General features: G+C 69.3%; 18 protein-coding genes. 6 read left to right on the top strand and 12 right to left on the bottom strand.

Translation table 11 applies throughout. The annotated features are described in order from the left end of the window. Positions 1-120: 120 nt before the first annotated feature. A complete protein-coding gene (locus AC1C2S_RS02165) occupies positions 121-909 on the top strand; it encodes an SDR family NAD(P)-dependent oxidoreductase (RefSeq protein ID WP_495350898.1) in 789 nt (262 codons plus the stop codon). A 210-nt stretch (positions 910-1,119) separates the two neighbouring features. Here AC1C2S_RS02165 and AC1C2S_RS02160 read toward each other — a convergent pair whose 3' ends face one another. The 3 genes from AC1C2S_RS02160 to AC1C2S_RS02150 form a co-directional block, all read right to left on the bottom strand. Further along, positions 1,120-2,100, bottom strand: a complete 981-nt coding sequence (locus tag AC1C2S_RS02160; RefSeq protein ID WP_495350897.1) for a permease prefix domain 1-containing protein — start codon at positions 2,098-2,100, stop codon at positions 1,120-1,122. Continuing rightward, positions 2,097-2,438 carry a PadR family transcriptional regulator gene (locus AC1C2S_RS02155; RefSeq protein ID WP_495350896.1) on the bottom strand — a complete coding sequence of 114 codons (342 nt, stop codon included), beginning with the start codon at positions 2,436-2,438 and terminating at the stop codon, positions 2,097-2,099. The genes AC1C2S_RS02160 and AC1C2S_RS02155 overlap by 4 nt, the downstream gene beginning before the upstream one ends. Before the next feature lie 280 nt (positions 2,439-2,718). Further along, entirely contained in the window at positions 2,719-4,161 is a 1,443-nt protein-coding gene (locus AC1C2S_RS02150) for a helix-turn-helix domain-containing protein (protein ID WP_495350895.1), read from the bottom strand. Between the two features lie 131 nt (positions 4,162-4,292). Between AC1C2S_RS02150 and AC1C2S_RS02145 the strand changes: the two genes are divergently transcribed. Then, the gene (locus AC1C2S_RS02145) at positions 4,293-6,209 is read left to right on the top strand and encodes a phosphoenolpyruvate carboxykinase (GTP) (protein ID WP_495350894.1); all 1,917 of its coding nucleotides are present in this window, start codon (positions 4,293-4,295) and stop codon (positions 6,207-6,209) included. Between the two features lie 246 nt (positions 6,210-6,455). Then, a complete protein-coding gene (locus tag AC1C2S_RS02140; RefSeq protein WP_495350893.1) occupies positions 6,456-6,839 on the top strand; it encodes a DUF1622 domain-containing protein in 384 nt (127 codons plus the stop codon). A gap of 59 nt (positions 6,840-6,898) precedes the next feature. On the opposite strand, the gene AC1C2S_RS02135 is transcribed toward AC1C2S_RS02140, so the two are convergent. The 4 genes from AC1C2S_RS02135 to AC1C2S_RS02120 all read right to left on the bottom strand — a co-directional run bounded on the left by AC1C2S_RS02135 (position 6,899) and on the right by AC1C2S_RS02120 (position 10,468). Next, positions 6,899-7,768 (bottom strand): hypothetical protein, encoded by an 870-nt coding sequence (locus AC1C2S_RS02135; protein WP_495350892.1) that lies wholly within the window; start codon positions 7,766-7,768, stop codon positions 6,899-6,901. Positions 7,769-7,915: 147 nt separating this feature from the next. Then, positions 7,916-9,793, bottom strand: a complete 1,878-nt coding sequence (locus AC1C2S_RS02130; protein ID WP_495350891.1) for an ABC transporter ATP-binding protein — start codon at positions 9,791-9,793, stop codon at positions 7,916-7,918. Between the two features lie 81 nt (positions 9,794-9,874). Continuing rightward, positions 9,875-10,102, bottom strand: a complete 228-nt coding sequence (locus AC1C2S_RS02125; RefSeq protein WP_495350890.1) for a hypothetical protein — start codon at positions 10,100-10,102, stop codon at positions 9,875-9,877. 153 nt (positions 10,103-10,255) lie between these two features. Continuing rightward, positions 10,256-10,468, bottom strand: coding sequence for a hypothetical protein (locus AC1C2S_RS02120; RefSeq protein ID WP_495350889.1), 213 nt, complete (start codon positions 10,466-10,468; stop codon positions 10,256-10,258). A gap of 165 nt (positions 10,469-10,633) precedes the next feature. Here AC1C2S_RS02120 and AC1C2S_RS02115 point away from each other — a divergent pair, with 165 nt between their 5' ends. After that, positions 10,634-11,407 (top strand): sirohydrochlorin chelatase, encoded by a 774-nt coding sequence (locus AC1C2S_RS02115; RefSeq protein WP_495350888.1) that lies wholly within the window; start codon positions 10,634-10,636, stop codon positions 11,405-11,407. 171 nt (positions 11,408-11,578) lie between these two features. Continuing rightward, positions 11,579-11,932, top strand: coding sequence for a hypothetical protein (locus tag AC1C2S_RS02110; protein WP_495350887.1), 354 nt, complete (start codon positions 11,579-11,581; stop codon positions 11,930-11,932). A 126-nt stretch (positions 11,933-12,058) separates the two neighbouring features. On the opposite strand, the gene AC1C2S_RS02105 is transcribed toward AC1C2S_RS02110, so the two are convergent. Both AC1C2S_RS02105 and AC1C2S_RS02100 read right to left on the bottom strand, forming a co-directional pair. Beyond that, on the bottom strand, positions 12,059-12,628 hold the full coding sequence (locus AC1C2S_RS02105; RefSeq protein ID WP_495350886.1) for a four-helix bundle copper-binding protein: 570 nt from the start codon (positions 12,626-12,628) through the stop codon (positions 12,059-12,061). 176 nt (positions 12,629-12,804) lie between these two features. Next, entirely contained in the window at positions 12,805-14,184 is a 1,380-nt protein-coding gene (locus AC1C2S_RS02100) for an MFS transporter (RefSeq protein ID WP_495350885.1), read from the bottom strand. Between the two features lie 257 nt (positions 14,185-14,441). Here AC1C2S_RS02100 and AC1C2S_RS02095 point away from each other — a divergent pair, with 257 nt between their 5' ends. Beyond that, entirely contained in the window at positions 14,442-14,891 is a 450-nt protein-coding gene (locus tag AC1C2S_RS02095) for a DUF2269 family protein (protein WP_495350884.1), read from the top strand. Positions 14,892-15,012: 121 nt separating this feature from the next. Here AC1C2S_RS02095 and ribH read toward each other — a convergent pair whose 3' ends face one another. From ribH to AC1C2S_RS02080, 3 genes are read right to left on the bottom strand one after another with little or no spacing between them, the layout of a single operon-like run. Beyond that, on the bottom strand, positions 15,013-15,495 hold the full coding sequence (gene ribH, locus AC1C2S_RS02090) for a 6,7-dimethyl-8-ribityllumazine synthase (RefSeq protein ID WP_495350883.1): 483 nt from the start codon (positions 15,493-15,495) through the stop codon (positions 15,013-15,015). Continuing rightward, entirely contained in the window at positions 15,492-16,796 is a 1,305-nt protein-coding gene (gene ribA, locus AC1C2S_RS02085; protein WP_495350882.1) for a GTP cyclohydrolase II, read from the bottom strand. Before ribA ends, ribH begins: the two co-directional genes overlap by 4 nt. After that, a complete protein-coding gene (locus tag AC1C2S_RS02080; protein WP_495350881.1) occupies positions 16,793-17,515 on the bottom strand; it encodes a riboflavin synthase in 723 nt (240 codons plus the stop codon). Before AC1C2S_RS02080 ends, ribA begins: the two co-directional genes overlap by 4 nt.

The raw sequence follows: 17,515 nt of genomic DNA, 5'->3' as shown, positions 1-17,515 counted from the left end.
TCACCCGCTCACCCGCACGCACATCGAAAGTGCAGCTCCCGTCGGAATACCCGACTCAGAGCGACGACAACGGCACTCTCGATGAAACGAACGAACGAACGAACGACGAAGGGACACCACATGGAACTCGACGGAGCATCGGCGATCGTCACCGGCGGGGCCTCGGGCCTCGGACGCGCGACGGCACGCGCACTCGTCGACGGCGGGGCATCCGTCGTGCTCGTCGACCTGCCGGGCCCACGCGGCGAAGAAGCCGCTGCCGAGCTCGGCGACCGGGCGCGCTTCGTCGCGGCGGATGTCGCGAACGAGGCCGAGGTGCAGGCCGCCATCGACGCGGCATCCGCTCTCGCACCGCTACGTGTCGCGGTCAACTGCGCCGGCATCGTGACCGCGAACCGCACGGTCGGCCGCGACGGCCCGGCGCCGCTCGACGCGTTCGAACGCACGATCCGGGTGAATCTCATCGGCACGTTCAACGTGACCCGGCTCGCAGCCGCGGCGATGGCGGCTACCGAGCCGGCTTCCGGCAGCGTGCCAGGCGGTCCGGCGACTGCCGAGCGCGGGGTCATCGTCAACACGGCGTCGGTCGCCGCCTTCGACGGGCAGATCGGCCAGGCCGCCTACGCGGCGTCGAAAGCCGCAGTGGCCGGTATGACTCTGCCGATCGCGCGCGACCTCTCGAAGCTTCTGATCCGTGTCGTCACGATCGCGCCCGGCATCTTCGAGACGCCGATGATGGCCGGAATGCCAGACGACGTGCGCGCGTCGCTCGAGGCCCAGGTGCCGCACCCGTCACGGCTCGGACATCCGACCGAGTACGCCACGCTCGTGCGGTCGATCATCGCCAACCCGATGCTGAACGGTGAGACGATCCGCCTCGACGGCGCGATTCGCATGCAGCCGAAGTAGGGCGTCGGCCGGCCTGCACGAACGCCGAGCGGCGAATGCCGAGCACGCGGAACGAACGACCGTTGCCGAGTTGCACGACGATTCGCACGGCGCGCCGTGTGCTCACGGCGTGTCACCCGCGCGCCGTCGTGCAACTCGGCACTCGATGCAGGTGGGATGTCGTGCGGCGGGCGCTCAGCTCGAGCGCCCGCCCCGCGGCATCCGTGCGGCTCAGTCTGCTCGAGCGTTGCGCCCCGCCGAGCGGGCGCGGACAGCCTTGATGACGCCGTCGATGACGTCCCACGTCGCGGCCCCGATCGTGACCACGACGATGAGTGCCACGATGATCGGCCCGGACTCGCCCCACGGCCACCGCATCGCGTCGAGTGCGGGCTCGTTGATCAGCTGGCCGGTGAGGAACAACCACAACGCCGGCACCGTGAAGGCGACGTTCAGCACGAGGTTCGCCGCGGCGAGCCACCAGTTCCATCCCCACGCGTAGATGGCAACGGCGAACAGCACCTCGAGCGCGATGAGCGCGAGGAAGTACGGCAGCCAGAACGACCACAGCGCTGGGTCGAGGATCGGCACCGATGCGAGCTCGGGAACCCAGGGGATTCCGAACTGCTGCGCGACGAGTACGGCAGCGAAGACGACGAGGAACACCACCGACGCGATGAGCTCGGCAAGGCGCGACGCCCTGCCCGGCTCGGGCAGGGCCGGCAGCATGTCGAGCGTCCATGGCAGGTCGATTCCGCGCCGGCCGGCCGGGGCCGGTGAGCGTTCCAGGATCGCGAACACGAGCGTCGTCCAGAATCCGATGTGCACCGCTACCGAGATCGTGATGCCGATGACGGCGCCGATGATGCCGCCGACGGATGTGCCGGCGACGGCCTGCGCGATCACTACGCCGAGGACGGCGAACGGCAGCACCACGGCGAACAGCAGCTTCAACATGCGCCACCAGGTCAGGAAATAGCGCGGCCCGATGAGCTGCAGCGGCCGGTCGACGTAATGCGCGGCGAGTACTGCCGGGTCGCCGAGCTCGGTGAGGGCGGCGCGCTCGGCGTCGTCGGGGCGCTGGCCGGCTTCGACCAGTGCGTCGCTCGCGTCGCCGATGCGCTCGCGCAGTTCGCGATCGAACTCGGGGCGCTGCGTTTCGGGCAGGGTGCGGGCGGCGGCCCACACGTAGCGGTCGGTCAGGGTGGTCATCGTTCGTCTCCAGTCGTGAGTCCGGCGAGCGCGTCGTCGATGCGCTGCCATTCGGTCATGAGGGCGCCGGCGAGTACCTCGCCGGTCGGGCTCGTGCGGTAGAACTTTCGGGGCCGCGCCTCGTCGGTGTTCCACTCGCTCGTGAGGAGGGCCTGCTTCTCGAGCCGCCGCAGCAGCGGGTAGAGGGTGTTCGCATCGACGAGGATGCCGAGCCCGTTCAGCGACTCGAGCAGTGCGTAGCCGTAGTCGGGTGTGCGCAGGCGGATGAGACAGGCGAGCACGACGGTGCCGCGTCTCAGTTCCTGCAGGTGCCCCGCGGTGGTCTCATCTGTGCTCATGCCTCACACGTTACTGTGCGACACACACTATTGCAACCCACACTTCATAGCGCGACGGATGCCTCGTCGCCCGCAGCACTGTCTCCCGCCAGCCGGCGCAGCAATTCAGGAGGGGAGGCGTGTCGCGACCATCTTGGGCGGCGTGTCGTCCGGACACGCCGACTCCTGTCCTGAATTGCTGCAGGGGCGAGGGGCGAGGGGCGAGGGGCGAGGGGCGAGGGGCGAGGGGCGACGGGCGTGGGCGTGGGGCGAGGGGCGAGGGGTGAGGGGCGGCTGCCGGTTACTGCTCGGCGTGCGCCTCGAGGAACTCGTAGACCGAGGAGTCGTCGACCCCGGGGAACGTGCCCGACGGCAGCGGTGAAAGCACATGTGCGTGCAACCTGGCGCTCGGCCACGCCCGCCCGGCCCAACGTGCGGCGAGGTCCGACGGCGCGCGCCGGCAGCAGGACTCATCGGGGCAGGTCGACACGGCGCGCTGCGTCGTCTCGCGCCCGCGGAACCACTTGGCCTGGTTGAACGGCACCCCGACCGAGATCGAGAACTCCGCGGCATCCGTGCGCCCCGTCTGCGTCGCGCACCAGAAGGTGCCGGCGGGGGTGTCGGTGTACTGGTAGTTCTCGGTCGTGCGGTTCGTGTGCCGGAACGCGCTGCGCGCGCTCCACTTCTTGCACACCCACTGCCCCTCGATCGAGCCGGTGACGTCGGACGGCAGCGGCAGGCCGTCGTTCTCGTAGCCCTTCAGCAGTGCACCGTCGCCGGCGACGCGGAGGAAGTGCAGCGTCATGTCGAGGTGAGTGGTCGCGAGGTTCGTGAACCGCAGCGCCGCCGCCTCGTGCGTCACGCCGAACGCATCGCGGAAGTCTTCGATGGCGAGCCGCTTCTCTTTCTTGGCGGCCTGCAAGAAGGTGATGGATGCCTCGCGCGGCATGAGGCACGCAGCCGCGAAGTAGTTGATCTCGAGCCGCTGCCAGAGGAACTCCGCGTAGCTCGCCGGCCGCTCATGCCCGAGCAGCCGGTGCGCCATCGCCTGGAGCGCCATCGACCGCAGTCCGTGTCCGCCGGGGATCGATGCCGGCGGCAGGTAGATGCGGCCGTTCGCGATGTCGGTGATCGACCGGGTCGAGTCGGGCAGATCGTCGACGTAGATGAGCTGGAAGCCGAGGCGCTCGGCCATGACGCCCACTTCGCGGTGGGTGACGGCGCCCGAGCGGTGGCCGGATGACCGCACCTGGTCTTCGGCGAGCTGCTCGATCTCGGCGAGATGGTTGTCGCGTTCGCGCATGAGTTCGCGCAGCTCGGTGTTGGCCCGTCGCGCCTCTTCAGGGGTGGCGATGGCTTCGCTCGCCCGGCGCTGCAACTCGTGGTGGAGGCCCACGATCGCTTCGAGCGATTCGTCGGTGATGCCGCGGCCCGGCCTGATGGCCGGCAGTCCGAGGCTCGCGTAGAGCGGACTTGCTTGCGCACGGCCGAGCTCGAGCTCGAGCGCGGCCCTTCGACTCGGTGCCTCGCGCGCGAGGAGGTCGGCGAGTTCGACGCCGAGTGTCGCAGCGAGGGCGTCGAGGGTCGACAGCTTCGGCTCCCGTTTGCCGTTCTCGATGAGCGAGAGCTGACTGCCCGCCAGGCTGACCGCATCGCCGAGTTGGTCGAGGGTGAGGCCGCGCTCGCCGCGGAAGTGGCGGATGCGCTGGCCGAGGGTCGCGAGGTCGGGGGAGCCTGCCTTCATGCCTTAAGAATAGCGAAAGAAGCACAGTTCTTAACGGGTGATTTGACCGAACGGATGCCGCATCCGCGCGCATTCTTGAAGTACGAACCGTTTCCGGCCACTGGTCGGCACACACTCTGGAAGGGACGACGATGACCATCTCCGAGTTCGCATCGGGCACGGCCTCGATCGGCACCGCGGCATCCGAGGCGTCCGCAGCCTCCGCCCCCGCAACCGCCCCCGACGCCGTCGCCGGCGCCCGACGCGGCACCACCGACCCCGCGCTGCGCGCCTGGGTCGACGAGATCGCCGGCCTCACAAAGCCAGACGAGATCGTCTGGTGCGACGGTTCCCAGCACGAAGCCGATCTGCTGACGAAGCAGCTCGTCGCCGAGGGCAAGCTCATCAAGCTGAACCCGGAGTGGCGACCCAACAGCTACCTCGCGCGCACCGATCCGGGCGATGTCGCCCGAGTCGAGGACCGCACGTTCATCTGCTCGACCTACGAAGAAGATGCGGGCCCCACGAACAACTGGCGCGACCCTCGCGAGATGCGCGAAGAACTCACCGATGTCTTCGACGGCTCCATGAAGGGGCGCACGATGTACGTCGTGCCGTTCTCGATGGGCCCCCTCGGCGGCCCGATCTCGCAGCTCGGCGTGGAGATCACCGACTCGCCCTACGTCGTGCTCTCGATGGGCATCATGACCCGCATGGGCGACGCCGTGTACCGCCTGATCGAGGCGGGCGAGCCGTGGGTGCGCACCGTGCACTCGGTCGGCTACCCGCTCGTCGACGGCATCGGGCACCGCCGGGCAGAGACCGACTGGCCGTGCAACGAGACGAAGTACATCGTGCAGTTCCCCGACTCGCGGGAGGTGTGGTCGTACGGCTCGGGCTACGGGGGTAACGCCCTGCTCGCGAAGAAGTGCTTCGCCCTGCGCATAGCGAGCGTCATGGCACGCGACGAGGGCTGGCTCGCCGAGCACATGCTGCTCATCAAGATCACCTCGCCCGAGGGCCGGTCGTACCATGTCGCGGCGGCGTTTCCGTCGGCGTGCGGCAAGACGAACCTCGCGATGCTGCGCCCCACGATCCCCGGCTGGAAGGTCGAGACGATCGGCGACGACATCGCCTGGATGCGACCCGGCGACGACGGGCGCCTCTACGCGATCAATCCCGAGGCCGGCTTCTTCGGTGTCGCACCCGGCACAGGGGAGACCACGAACCCCACCGCTGTGCAGACGCTCTGGGGCAACACCATCTTCACGAACGTCGCGCTCCGGCCAGACGGCGACGTCTGGTGGGAGGGCCTCACCGACACGCCGCCCGCCGAACTCACCGACTGGGAGGGCAAGCCGTGGACCCCGGCCACCGGTCGCCCTGCCGCGCACCCCAACTCCCGGTTCACGGTCGCCGCAGTGCAGTGCCCGCAGATCTCCGACGACTGGGATGCGCACGACGGCGTGCCGATCGACGCGATCCTCTTCGGCGGGCGCCGCGCCACGAACGTGCCGCTCGTCGCCGAGGCCCGCAGCTGGAAACACGGCGTGTTCATGGGTGCGACGATCTCGTCCGAGCAGACCGCGGCCGCAGAGGGAACCGTCGGCGAGCTGCGCCGCGATCCCTTCGCGATGCTCCCGTTCTGCGGCTACAACATGGCCGACTATTGGGGCCACTGGGTCAAGATGGGCCGGGTGCTCGGTGCGAACGCACCGAAGATCTTCCAGGTCAACTGGTTCCGCAAGGGGGCCGACGGCTCGTTCCTCTGGCCGGGCTTCGGCGAGAACTCGCGTGTGCTCGAGTGGATCGTCGGGCGCATCGAGGGTTCGAGCGACGCCGTCGAGACGCCGATCGGCCTCGTCCCGGCATCCGATTCGCTCGACCTCGACGGCCTCGAGATCACGGATGCCGCGCTCGAGCACCTCTTCGACGTCGATCGTGACTCGTGGCTCGCCGAGTGCGACCTCACCGACGAGTACTTCGCGCAGTTCGGTGATCGCGTGCCCGCGGCGCTCAAGGCCGAACTCGCGAGCCTGCGCTACCACCTGCAGCACCAGGGCGCGTAGCGCGGTCGGCGGTGCGCGGTGCGCCTCGCGAGCCTGCGAGGCGCACCGCCGTGCGGGTCACGGATGCCGCGGACGCGCGCGCTCGGGAAGGCGCGTCGTCGCCCGCGGCATCCGTCGTACGCATCCCCTGACGCATCCCTGCGGCATGCCCTGCGGCATGCCCTGCGGCATCCGTCGCGGACATCCTCGGCACGTCGCGTGGTCGCACGGGCTGTGCGGCGCTAGCGTGTGCCGCGAGGGGGCCCCATGGAATTCGGCAGCGTCATCGAAGCAGTTGGCGAGGTCATCGACGTGCTCGGCGTCGCGGCGATCGTCATCGGCGTGCTCTACGCGATCGTCGATGCCGCGCTGCGCGGCTTGCGGCGGGTGAGCCCCGTCTACACACGGTTCCGCCGCGTGCTCGGCCGGGCCATCCTGCTCGGTCTCGAGCTCCTGGTGGCCGCCGACATCATCAAGACCGTCGCCGTCACGCCGACGCTCGACTCGGTCGCGGTGCTCGCGGTCATCGTGCTCATCCGCACATTCCTCAGCTGGTCGCTCGAGCTCGAGATCTCGGGGCGTTGGCCATGGCAGAAGCGCGGGACGCCCGTCGATGGGGAACCCGCGATCGCGTCGACCGAAACCGGCTGATCAGTGTCACGCGCTGAGGCGCGCGAGCTTTCCGTCGATGACGGATGCGGCTTCGTCGATCACCTCGTCGCTCGCCCGGCGCGCTGGTCACTCGGTGCGGCGCGGTGCGGTTCGTCGAGACGGCCGAGCAGCCGGAGGATCGCGGCAGGCGCGTAGCGGAACTCGATCGTGCCGCTCGCGCCGGGCTCCGACGGGCCGACCCAGGTGCTCGAGCCCTCATGCATCCGCACCCAGCCGTTCTCGAAGAGCAGGTCGGTGCCGACCACGAACGCCATCGCCGGGGTGTCGCCCTGGCGCACGGCGATCGACCCTTCGAACACCTGCGATGCCGAGGCATCCTGGTCTTCGCGGCACTGCACGCCGACGAGCGGGCGAGCGATCGGGGTGGCGAAGCCGGGCGTCTGGAACGGACTCGCCTTGGAGGCATCGGCGACGACGCCGAAGTTCACGCTCGTCGAGACGAGGCTGAGCGATGCTCGACCATCGAGCACGAGGCGGCTCGAGACGCGGAAGCGGTAGAACAGCCGGCCGGATTCCCGAGCCGGTGGGAGCACGGCGAGGCTCGCCCAGTTGCGCGACCATGCGAGGGGTTCTCCGTCGCGGTTCGGCGGGTCGTAGAGGCTCGCGGTCAGTCGCACGGCACCGTCGGGCCCGGTCGTGGCTGCACGGAGGGAGCTGCGGCCGTGATCGCCGTCGGGCATCACGTCGCGTACGGCGGTGAAGGCCGGCAGCTGTTGCGGTTCCCAGTGGCGGAGCCACCCCTGGATGCCGGCCTGGACCCGGTCGAACGAGCGGCCGAGGCCGAGGCCGCTGCGGGTTGCGTCGGCGTCCGCGTCATCCGCTGAATTCGGCAGTTCGTCGATGAGGTCGACGGGCAGCTCGTCGAGTCGGCCGAGGTCGCGCGCGCTCGACACGGTTGCGATGGTCATGGTGGTCCTCCGTGGGGCAGGGGCTCGAGGCATCCGAAGATCGGATGCGGGAGCCCACGCTACGAAGTGCCCGCTGCCGCGCCATCCGAGCGGGCACTGAGCTTCACTCGGGTACGCCCTGAGGTCGTCATGGAGTTCGCCGAGCCCTCAGACCAGCAGCTGGTGCTCCGCGAGCTGCCGGTAGAGCGGCACGGCGGCCACGAGTTCGGAGTGCGTGCCCTCGCCGATGACGCGGCCCTCGTCGAGCACGACGATGCGATCGGAGTCGATGACCGTCGACAGACGGTGCGCGATGACGATGAGCGTGCGACCGGCCGACACGGCGTCGATCGCCTCGCGCATCATGCGTTCGTTCACGCCGTCGAGCGACGACGTCGACTCGTCGAGCAACAGGATCGGGGGAGCAGCGAGCAGCGCGCGCGCGATCGCGAGGCGCTGGCGTTCGCCGCCCGAGAGCATGATGCCGTCTTCGCCGACGGCGGCGCCGAGCCCGTCGGGGTTGCGGTCGAGCACACCGCCGAGGTTCACGGCGCGGAGCACGTGCTCGCACTCCTCATCGGTCGCATCGGGGCTGCCGAGCTTCAAGTTGTCGCGAAGGCTGCCGGCCAGCACCGGCGCGTCCTGCTCGACGTAGCCGATCTGGGCGCGCAGCTCGGCGCGATCGAGCGAGCGCACGTCGAGGCCGCCCATGCGGACGACGCCGATCGAGGGGTCGTAGAACCGCTCGATCAGGGCGAGGATGGTCGACTTGCCGGCACCCGATGGGCCGACGAGCGCGATGCGCCGGCCGCGCGGCACCTGGAACGAGACGCCGCGGAGCACGGGCTGACGATCGGTGACATCGGGCTCGGGCAAGTGTTCGTCGGCACTTTCGTTCGCCGGATCGGCGGGGTCCGAGCGAGTGGCGGCGTAGGCGAAGTGCACGCCGTCGAACTCGATCGCGGCGGCATCCGGGAGTACGGCCTCGTTGGCGTCGCCGACCATGAGCGCGAGGGGTGCGAGTTCGCGGTCGTGCGTGTCTTCATCGGGCAGGTCGAGGATCTCCTGGATGCGGCCGAGGGCGCCGAGCGCCTGGTTCACCGAGGTGATCGCGCCGAACGCCTGGCCGAGCGGCAGGATCATCATGAACAGGAAGAGGATGAATGCGACGAGGTTCGCGACGGTCAGTGCGCCGGTCGCGACGCGGAACCCGCCGACGCCGAGAACGACGAGGAACGACACCTGCATCGCGATGCCCGCGATCGGCACGATGAGGGCGGAGATCTTCGCGACCTTGACGCCCATCTCCCATGCCCCCTCGGCATCGCCGTCGACGGCACGGATCTCGCGGTCGGTGGCGCCCGCGGCGCGGATGGTGCGCACGGCGCTGATCGCGCGCTCGACGGATGCTGCGACGTCGCCGACCTTCTCCTGAGCCTGGTGGGATGCTTCGCGCACCCGCCGGGAGAGGAGGGTCACGGTCGTGATCGCGATCGCGACGACGAGCACGGTGAGGCCGAGCAGCACGGGGTCGATGATGAGCATCGCGATGAGCGCACCGACGAAGGTGACGGTGCCGCCGATCGCCTCGACGAGTCCCTGAGTGAGCACCGCGCGGAGCATCGTCGTGTCGCTGCCGACGCGCGAAACGAGGTCTCCCGTGCGGCGGGTGTCGAACTCGGCGATCGGCAGGCGCAGAATCTTGGCGACGAGTCGCTTGCGGGCGGAGAGCACGACGCCCTCGCCCGTGCGCTGCAGGAGGTAGTGCTGGTAGCCAGAGATGACCCCGCTCACGATGACGAGCACGACGAGCGCCCAGACGAGCCAGCCGAGCGTATCGCCTTCTTGCACGATCGAGATGACCTGGCTCACGAGGAGCGGTTGCGCGAGGCTCGTGAGCGCCCCGATGACGCTGAGGATCGCGACGACGACGAGCACCGGTCGGTGCTCGAAGATGAACGGCAGCAGCTGCCGGAAGGTCGCCCGCGGCCCCGTGGGGGTCGCGCGTCGGCCGAAGGGGGAACGTCGGGTTTCAGTGTCGCTCATGTTCGCTTCCTGGCCGACGCGGCGAGCGGATGCCGCATCCGCTCGGGTTCCGCGTCGTCGCCGCATTGCAGCTTACGTGGCTCAGCTGCGCCCGTACTTCTTGTGCACCGCTTGCTTGGAGACCTCGAGTGCGAGGGCGATGAGCTGCCAGCTCGACCCGGTGGCTCGTGCGCGGCGCACGGCGATGGCCTCGGCGCGGTCGAGTTCGCGGGTGAGTTCGATGCGCGCGTGGTGGAGGTCGCGGAGTGCGCGGTACGGGTCGTCTCCGTCGGCCGCTGCGATCGCGGTGCGGAGGGTGTGATCATCCATGGCGTCAACGGTAGTTGACGCCGCAGCACCTGTCAACGTGGATTGACTTGCCGGTGAGTGCGTCGACATGTTCGAGGCGCATCGCGCTGGTGTGCTTCGAGCAGCTGCTGCTCGTCGAGCGCAGGCTGCCGATCAGCGGGCGCTCGCCGCCGATCACCTCCGATGCCGGCCGGCGCACGTCGGTCGATCCGCGATGTCGCGCAGATCGACGTCGAGATCTTGATCGTCGAAGCCGAGGAGGTACTCGACGTCGCCGTCGACCACCACGAAGGGACCCGCGCCGAGACGGTTCTGCTGTTCGAAGCCCGGGAGTCGGTCGTCGAAGACCTCGATCTCTCCGCTCACCGGATCGAAACGCTCGTTCACCCAATCGCCGTACCGGCCTCGCCGGTCACTGCTCGCATCGGTTCCTCCTCGATCGCGGTGATGAACGGGCGTCAGCCAAGGTGAGCAGTCGGCGGGGTTCTCGAGGTTCTCCACAGCCTCGGCCGCGCTGCTCACCGGAGGCGTGTGACACGGCACGATGGGGGAATGGACTTCAACCGCGCCGCACTCGTCGGCATCTCTCACGGCACCGCGTCTGCCGACGGCCAGGCGGCGGTGCGCGGGCTCATCGACGCCGTCGCGGCTGCGGCCGACGAGGTTGGGCCAGGCACGCTCGCGCCGGTAACGGTGCGCCTCGGTCACGTCGATGTGCAGCAACCGGATGTCGCGGCGACGCTCGCTGCGCTTCCGCCCGCACTGCCGGCCGTGGTCGTGCCGCTGCTACTCTCGGCCGGGTATCACGTGCACGTGGACCTCCGGCGGGAGATCGACGCGATCTCGGACCGGCCATTGCACCTCGGCGCCGCGCTCGGGCCCGATGATCGGCTCGTCGAGGTGCTGCTTCGTCGCCTCGGCGAGGTCGGCGCGACATCCGACGATGTGATCGTGCTCGGGGTTGCGGGATCGAGTGACGCACGAGCCGTCGATGACTGCCACGACATGGGGGAGCGGCTCGGCGCCGCCTGGGGCGCGCAAGTCGCGGTCGGGTTCCTCTCGGCTGCCGAGCCGCCGCTCGGCGACGCCGTCGCTGCGGCGCGCGCGGCCGGCGATGAGCGCCGGGTGATCGTGGCGAGCTATCTGCTGGCGCCCGGTTACTTCCAGGATCTGGTCTCCGCCGCAGGCGCGGACATCATCACGGAGCCGCTGCTCACCGCGCACGACACCCCCGTCGAGCTCGTCGAGATCGTGCTCGACCGCTTCGCTGCAGCGGGAGCAGCCGCCGGGTCATCGGCCGACGCCGCCGAGGAGCCAGGAGTATAGCGTTCTTCACCACGAAGCGACTGCGGGCGCTCTTCCTCGATCGACGGCGAGTGCCGGTGGCCGGCGGTGGGTGTCGCGTGCCCGCCGCGAGTGTTGCGGCGGGTTACACCGGTCCGCGACATCCGTTCGCCGCGCGCGTATCGTGGCCGCATCGAACACCGAGGAGCCCGCATGTCGCACCGCGAACCGCACGCTGCCGCCGAGCCGCACGTCGGCACGGTCATGGGCATGCGCGGGTGCGAGAGCGCGACGGACTGCCGGAGCGACCGGCCGGGCCACCGACTGCACGCGATGCAGGCGCGCCTCGCGACGACGACGGCGAGCAAGTGGCTCGACGCGATCGTGATCGGGGTCGGCGTCGACGGATTCGTGACCGTCGCCGACGTCGCTGACGACTCGCTGCGCCGGGTCTGGCATCACGATGGCTTCGAAGGCACGCTCGTCATCGGCGACCCGGTCGCCGTGCACGGCATCTACGGCGTGCTCGCCCGGGGCGGGCAGCGGTACAGCGTCGCATTCGCCTGACGGGTACCTCGGTGGCCGGGGTGTCGGCGGGCGCGTCTCGATACGTTCGCTCCGTTCGCTCCGCTCGCGACTCGACCGACGGGCTCAGCTCGCGAGTCGACCGACGGGGACTCGTGCGGCACAGGGTCACGCCATCGGCATCGCCTCGCTCATCGAGCCCATCATCTTCTCCATCGCCATGACCGCCTGATCGCACGCCAACGCGCACATACGGCAGTGCTCGCTCATCTCGGCGTGCATCATGCACTCGGCAGAGCAGGCGCGGGCCATCATCGTCGTCGATTGCATCATCGACATCATCACCGGCATGTCCCAGCCGTGCATGCGCAGCAACATTCGCATCATCGTGTCGCACACGTCGGCGCAGTTCGCGCAGAGGCTCGCGCAGCGGCCCATGCCCTCGCTCGCGTCGGCATCGGCGCACATCACGCACGCCTGCATGCACGCGGAGAGGGCCTCGATACACTCCTGCATGACCGCCGGATCCATGCCGTCCATCGGCATCTCCGACGACGACATGGCGCCCTTCATCATGTCCATCGTCATGTTCATCTGCACGATCCGCCGTCCTGGGCGGCCGAGCGTCGACGGTGCCGGCGGATGACTCGGCGCCCCTGTTGCACGCCATGCTACGCCGGGCGTCGCGGGCCGAGAAGGGTCGCGTGTGACGATCTCGTGAACGGATGCGTCGCCCATCGAGATCGCGCTTCGTGTCGCTCTCGACGCCCGATGACGACACGAAGCGCCCTCTCGATGAGCCGGCCCGACGGGCGAGGAGTCGAGCGGCGGGAGCCAGGGAAGGCGCGGAACGAGGGCGCGAACGACCGAGGGGCGGATGCCGCAGCATCCGCCCCTCGGTCGCCGTCGCGCTCTCAGGCGTCGATGTCGACGTCTTTCGTCTCTTTCGAGACGATGAGCGCGATGAGCGTGAGCACGGCCATCACGGAGAGGTAGATGCCGACCCAGAACGGGCTGCCGCCGCCGGCCTGCCACAGGGCGACCGCGATGAACGGGGCGACGGCCGCACCGAGGATCGACGACACGTTGTACGAGATACCGGAACCGGTGTAGCGCACGTTCGTCGGGAACAGTTCGGGCAGGAGCGCCCCCATCGGTCCGAAGGTCATGCCCATGAGCGAGAAGCCCACGACGAGCCAGGCCATGACGCCCCAGAACCCCGCGCCGAGGAGCGGAACCCAGAGGAGCCCGAACACGATGATGCCGAGCGTGACCCAGATGAGCGTCTTGCGACGGCCCCACTTGTCGGCCCACGGCCCTGAGAGCAGCGTGAAGACACCGAAGAACAGCACACCGCCGATGAGCATCAGCACGAAGGTGTTGTACGAGTAGCCGAGGCCGGGCAGTGCGCCATCGACCGGTTCGACCGCTGCGCGGCCGTAGCTCAGTGAGAACGTGGTCATCAGATAGAAGAGCACGTACGTCGCCAACATGAAGAAGGTTCCGAGAATGAGCTGGCACCAGTGGTCCTTGAAGACGGTCGCAAGGGGGAGCTTTTTGAGCTTGCCGGCCTTCGAGGCATTCGAGAACGCTGCGGACTCGACGAGCCGCAGCCGCACCCAGAGGCCGACGATGACCATCACGACCGAGAACAGGAACGGGATGCGCCAGCCCCAGTCGAGGAAGGCCTGCGAGGGCATCGTCGGGTCATCCGACGGCAGCACCGCGGCGATGACGAGGAACAAGCCGTTCGCGATGATGAAACCGATCGGCGCGCCGAGCTGCGGGAAGGTGCCGTACCAGGCGCGCTTGCCCTTCGGTGCGTTCTCGGTCGCCACGAGGGCGGCGCCCGACCACTCGCCGCCGAGGGCGAAGCCCTGGGCGATGCGGAGGATCACGAGCAGGAGCGGCGCGAGCCAGCCCACCATCGCGTACGTCGGCAGCAGGCCGATGAGGAAGGTCGCGACGCCCATGGTGAGGAGCGCGCCGACGAGGGTCGCCTTACGGCCGTGCTTGTCGCCGAGGTGCCCGAAGATGACCGCGCCGAGCGGCCGGGCGACCATCGCGGCGCCGAAGACGGCGAACGACGCGAGCAGCGCCGTCGTGGCGTCGCCGGTCGGGAAGAAGAGGTGCGGGAAGACGAGCACCGCGGCCGTCGCGTAGACGTAGAAGTCGTAGAACTCGATCGTCGTGCCGATGAGGCTCGCGAGCACGACTCGGCTGCGCGGATTTGCGGGGGTTGCGGGGGTTGCGGGGGTTGCGGGTGCGGCAGCGGCCGCGGCGGATGTGGACATCGCTTGCGAGGACTCCAAGGAGGTGGGCGTAGCGCCGGTCTCCGGGCGTGTCGGTCTGGCGTCGGGCGGAGTCGGTGAGTGGAACCGTCGCTTGTGGCAACCGCACTAGCCTACGCCTCGTTCGTTGAGGATCCCCCAGCGGGGGCGTCATCGTGCGCCGAGCGACGGGATCGAAGCGTCGAACGGGCCGCGCAGCTCGAGACGGGATGCATCGAATGGCGGATGCCGCGGCATCCGCCCCTCATTAGGCTGGCCCCATGGATACCCTGATCAGCATTCTGCATGTCGCCGGTGCCGTCTTCATCATCGGCCCGATGGCAATCCTTCCTATGACCGCGATGCGGGCTGTGCGCGCCGGAAATGGGGCGCAGGTCGCGGTCCTCGCGAAATCCACGACGATCTTCTCGTGGCTCTCGCTCCTCGTGTTCGTGTTCGGGTTCGGTGCGATGAGCATGGCACCCGCGGAGTTCGACCTCTCGATCACGACGCCCTGGATCCTCTGGTCGATCATCCTCTACGTCATCGCCTTCGCCCTGACGCTCTTCGTCGTCGTGCCCTCGATGAAGAAGGCCGCCGAAGCGCTCGGAGGGAGCGCGGCCGGTGACGGTACCGCGCCGAAGGCCGGCTATCCCGCGATCGCTGCGGGCAGCGGCGTCGCCTCGCTGCTGCTTCTCGCGGTCGTCGTGCTCATGGTCTGGAAGCCCTAAGCGCTCCGCACCCGCGCTCACAGCTCGCTCCGGGGGTGCAATTCCGGCGCCGGATGGCCTTTCAGGGCCCGAATCTGACGGGAATGCACCCCCGGAGCGATGGCAGGGTGAGCGAGGGGAACTAGCCGAGGGAGCGCAGCGCGCGGACGGTCAAAATGGCGGCTTCGGCGGCCTCGCGGCCCTTGTCTTCCTTCGAGCCGGGCAGGCCCGCCCGATCGAGCCCCTGCTGCTCGTCGTCGAGGGTGAGCAGGCCGAACCCGACGGGCTTGCCGGTGTCGAGTGCGACCCGCGTGAGCCCGTCGGTCGCCGCCGCCGAGACGTACTCGAAGTGCGGCGTGCCGCCGCGGATGATCACTCCGAGGGCGACGACCGCGTCGGCGCCCGCCTCGAGCGCCGCCTTCGCGACGACCGGCAGTTCGAAGCTGCCCGGCACGCGAATGAGCGAGAATTCGGCACCGGATGCCTCGAGCGTGCGGGTCGCCCCGGCGATCAGGCCGTTCGTGATCTCCTCGTGCCAGCTGCCGGCAACGATGGTGATCGTCAGGCCGCGGCCGTCGGCGTTCGCCGAGGCATCGCTGCCAGTGGGGGATCCTGTTCCGCTCATGATGGGTGTCCTTCCAGGAGGGTCTCGGCAGCGCCGTCGGTCAATTGCTGGTCGTCGATGGTGTGCCCCATGCGGTGTCGCTTCGTGTCGAGGTAGCCGGTGTTGCCGACGCCGACGCCGACGACGAGGGGCAGCCGCTCACTCACGGCGATGCCGTGCGCCTCGAGCTGTCGAACCTTCTCAGGGTTGTTCGTGAGCAGCCGCACCCGGTCGATGCCGAGGTCGGTGAGGATCGCGGTCGCGGCGCTGTAGTCGCGGGCGTCGATCGGCAGCCCGAGTGCGAGGTTCGCGTCGAGGGTGTCGAGGCCGTCCTCCTGCAGCCGGTAGGCGCGCAGCTTGTTGATGAGCCCGATGCCGCGCCCTTCGTGGCCGCGCAGGTAGATGACGACGCCACCGTCCTGCTGGATCGTCTCGAGCGCCGCGTCGAGTTGCGGCCCGCACTCGCATTTGAGCGAACCGAACGCCTCGCCCGTGAGGCACTCCGAGTGCACCCGAACGATGGCGCCGCCCGGCACGGAGGCCGGATCGCCAGCGATGATCGCCACGTGGTCGGCGCCGGTCGCACGGTCTCGATAGGCGCGAACGCGGAACTGCCCGTGCTCCGTCGGCAGGGCGGTCTCGACCTCGAAGTCGACGGAGGAGGATTCGGGCACGGAGGCCGCGGGCAGCGTCGCCGCGAGATCGTAGCCGGGGTGGTGCCGCTCGAGCCAGTCGATGAGCGCCGCGACGGTGGTGACCGGCAGACCTTCGCGCTCGCCGAGATCGATGAGTCCCGGTAGCCGCATCATCTCGCCGTCGTCGGCGACGATCTCGCCGATGACACCGACGGGCGTGAGACCCGCGAGACGCATGAGGTCGACGGCCGCCTCGGTATGACCGGCACGCTCGCGCACACCGCCGTCGACCGCCCGCAGCGGGATGACGTGCCCCGGCCGGATCAGCCGGTCGGGCGTGGATGCGGGGTCGGCGAGCACGCGCAGCGTGTGCGCCCGGTCGGAGGCCGAGATACCGGTGGAGGAGCGGTCGGCGGCGTCGACGGTGATCGTGTACGCGGTGCCGCGCGCATCTTCGCTGCGCTCGGTCATGAGCGGCAGCGCGAGCCGGTCGGCGAGTTCGTTGGGCATCGGCGCGCAGAGGTAGCCGCTCGTATGGCGCACCATCCACGCGATCCACTCCTGCGTCGCGAACTCGGCCGCCATGATCGCGTCGCCTTCGTTCTCACGCGCTTCGTCGTCGGCGACGATCACGGGCTTGCCGGCGCGGAGCGCGTCGAGCACCTCGGGAATCGTGGCGAGGCTCATGCGGCACCCCCTGTCGACTGCGCACCGAGCCCGAGCCCGAGCCCGGGCGCCGAGAGCGGCGCTGCCTGGAACCCGATGACCGAGGAGCGCGGCTGTACCTCGTCGGCTCGCGATCGAGCGTCGAATCGCAGCATCCGCTCGACCTGCCTGGCGAGGATGTCGGTCTCGATGTTCACGCGATCGCCGACGACGCGGCTGCCGAGTGTCGTCGCCGTGAGCGTCTCGGGGATGAGCGACACCTCGAACCAGGAACCGTCGGGCTCGTCGCCGACGGCGCTGACCGTGAGTGAGACGCCGTCGATCGCGATCGATCCCTTGTCGACGACGAGCGGCGCGTGCGCGAGATCGAGCGAGAAGCGGATGACCCGCCACGCCTCGCCCGGTCGCACCTCGAGCACTTCGGCGGTGCCGTCGATGTGGCCCTGCACGATGTGGCCGCCGATGCGATCACCGACGCGGGCAGCGCGCTCGAGGTTCACCGCGAGCCCGTCTTCGGCGTCGGCGAGCGTCGACATCACGAGGGTCTGCGCCATCACATCCGCGGTGAATCCCTCGGTGTCGAAGTCGACGACCGTGAGGCACACGCCCGATACGGCGATCGAGTCGCCGTGCTTCGCGCCTTCTACGGCGAGCGGGCCGCGCACCGTGAGGCGCGCGGCGTCGGCCGTGCGCTCGATGCGCGTGATGGTGCCGAGTTCCTCGATGATTCCGGTGAACAT

This window comes from Agromyces sp. Y782 (assembly GCF_059445405.1).
Note: the sequence above shows the minus strand (reverse complement) of the source record. Positions and strands in the feature narration are given on the sequence as shown.

What these genes read in the sequence shown, in the direction of transcription:
- AC1C2S_RS02115 (WP_495350888.1), top strand. Translation starts at nt 10,634, where the DNA reads ATGGACTTCAACCGCGCCGCACTCGTCGGCATCTCTCACGGCACCGCG.
- AC1C2S_RS02110 (WP_495350887.1), top strand. Translation starts at nt 11,579, where the DNA reads ATGTCGCACCGCGAACCGCACGCTGCCGCCGAGCCGCACGTCGGCACG.
- ribA (WP_495350882.1), bottom strand. Translation starts at nt 16,796, where the DNA reads ATGAGCCTCGCCACGATTCCCGAGGTGCTCGACGCGCTCCGCGCCGGC.
- ribH (WP_495350883.1), bottom strand. Translation starts at nt 15,495, where the DNA reads ATGAGCGGAACAGGATCCCCCACTGGCAGCGATGCCTCGGCGAACGCC.
- AC1C2S_RS02125 (WP_495350890.1), bottom strand. Translation starts at nt 10,102, where the DNA reads ATGGATGATCACACCCTCCGCACCGCGATCGCAGCGGCCGACGGAGAC.
- AC1C2S_RS02135 (WP_495350892.1), bottom strand. Translation starts at nt 7,768, where the DNA reads ATGACCATCGCAACCGTGTCGAGCGCGCGCGACCTCGGCCGACTCGAC.
- AC1C2S_RS02150 (WP_495350895.1), bottom strand. Translation starts at nt 4,161, where the DNA reads ATGAAGGCAGGCTCCCCCGACCTCGCGACCCTCGGCCAGCGCATCCGC.
- AC1C2S_RS02095 (WP_495350884.1), top strand. Translation starts at nt 14,442, where the DNA reads ATGGATACCCTGATCAGCATTCTGCATGTCGCCGGTGCCGTCTTCATC.
- AC1C2S_RS02160 (WP_495350897.1), bottom strand. Translation starts at nt 2,100, where the DNA reads ATGACCACCCTGACCGACCGCTACGTGTGGGCCGCCGCCCGCACCCTG.
- AC1C2S_RS02080 (WP_495350881.1), bottom strand. Translation starts at nt 17,515, where the DNA reads ATGTTCACCGGAATCATCGAGGAACTCGGCACCATCACGCGCATCGAG.
- AC1C2S_RS02140 (WP_495350893.1), top strand. Translation starts at nt 6,456, where the DNA reads ATGGAATTCGGCAGCGTCATCGAAGCAGTTGGCGAGGTCATCGACGTG.
- AC1C2S_RS02145 (WP_495350894.1), top strand. Translation starts at nt 4,293, where the DNA reads ATGACCATCTCCGAGTTCGCATCGGGCACGGCCTCGATCGGCACCGCG.
- AC1C2S_RS02100 (WP_495350885.1), bottom strand. Translation starts at nt 14,184, where the DNA reads ATGTCCACATCCGCCGCGGCCGCTGCCGCACCCGCAACCCCCGCAACC.
- AC1C2S_RS02165 (WP_495350898.1), top strand. Translation starts at nt 121, where the DNA reads ATGGAACTCGACGGAGCATCGGCGATCGTCACCGGCGGGGCCTCGGGC.
- AC1C2S_RS02105 (WP_495350886.1), bottom strand. Translation starts at nt 12,628, where the DNA reads ATGGGCGACGCATCCGTTCACGAGATCGTCACACGCGACCCTTCTCGG.
- AC1C2S_RS02155 (WP_495350896.1), bottom strand. Translation starts at nt 2,438, where the DNA reads ATGAGCACAGATGAGACCACCGCGGGGCACCTGCAGGAACTGAGACGC.
- AC1C2S_RS02130 (WP_495350891.1), bottom strand. Translation starts at nt 9,793, where the DNA reads ATGAGCGACACTGAAACCCGACGTTCCCCCTTCGGCCGACGCGCGACC.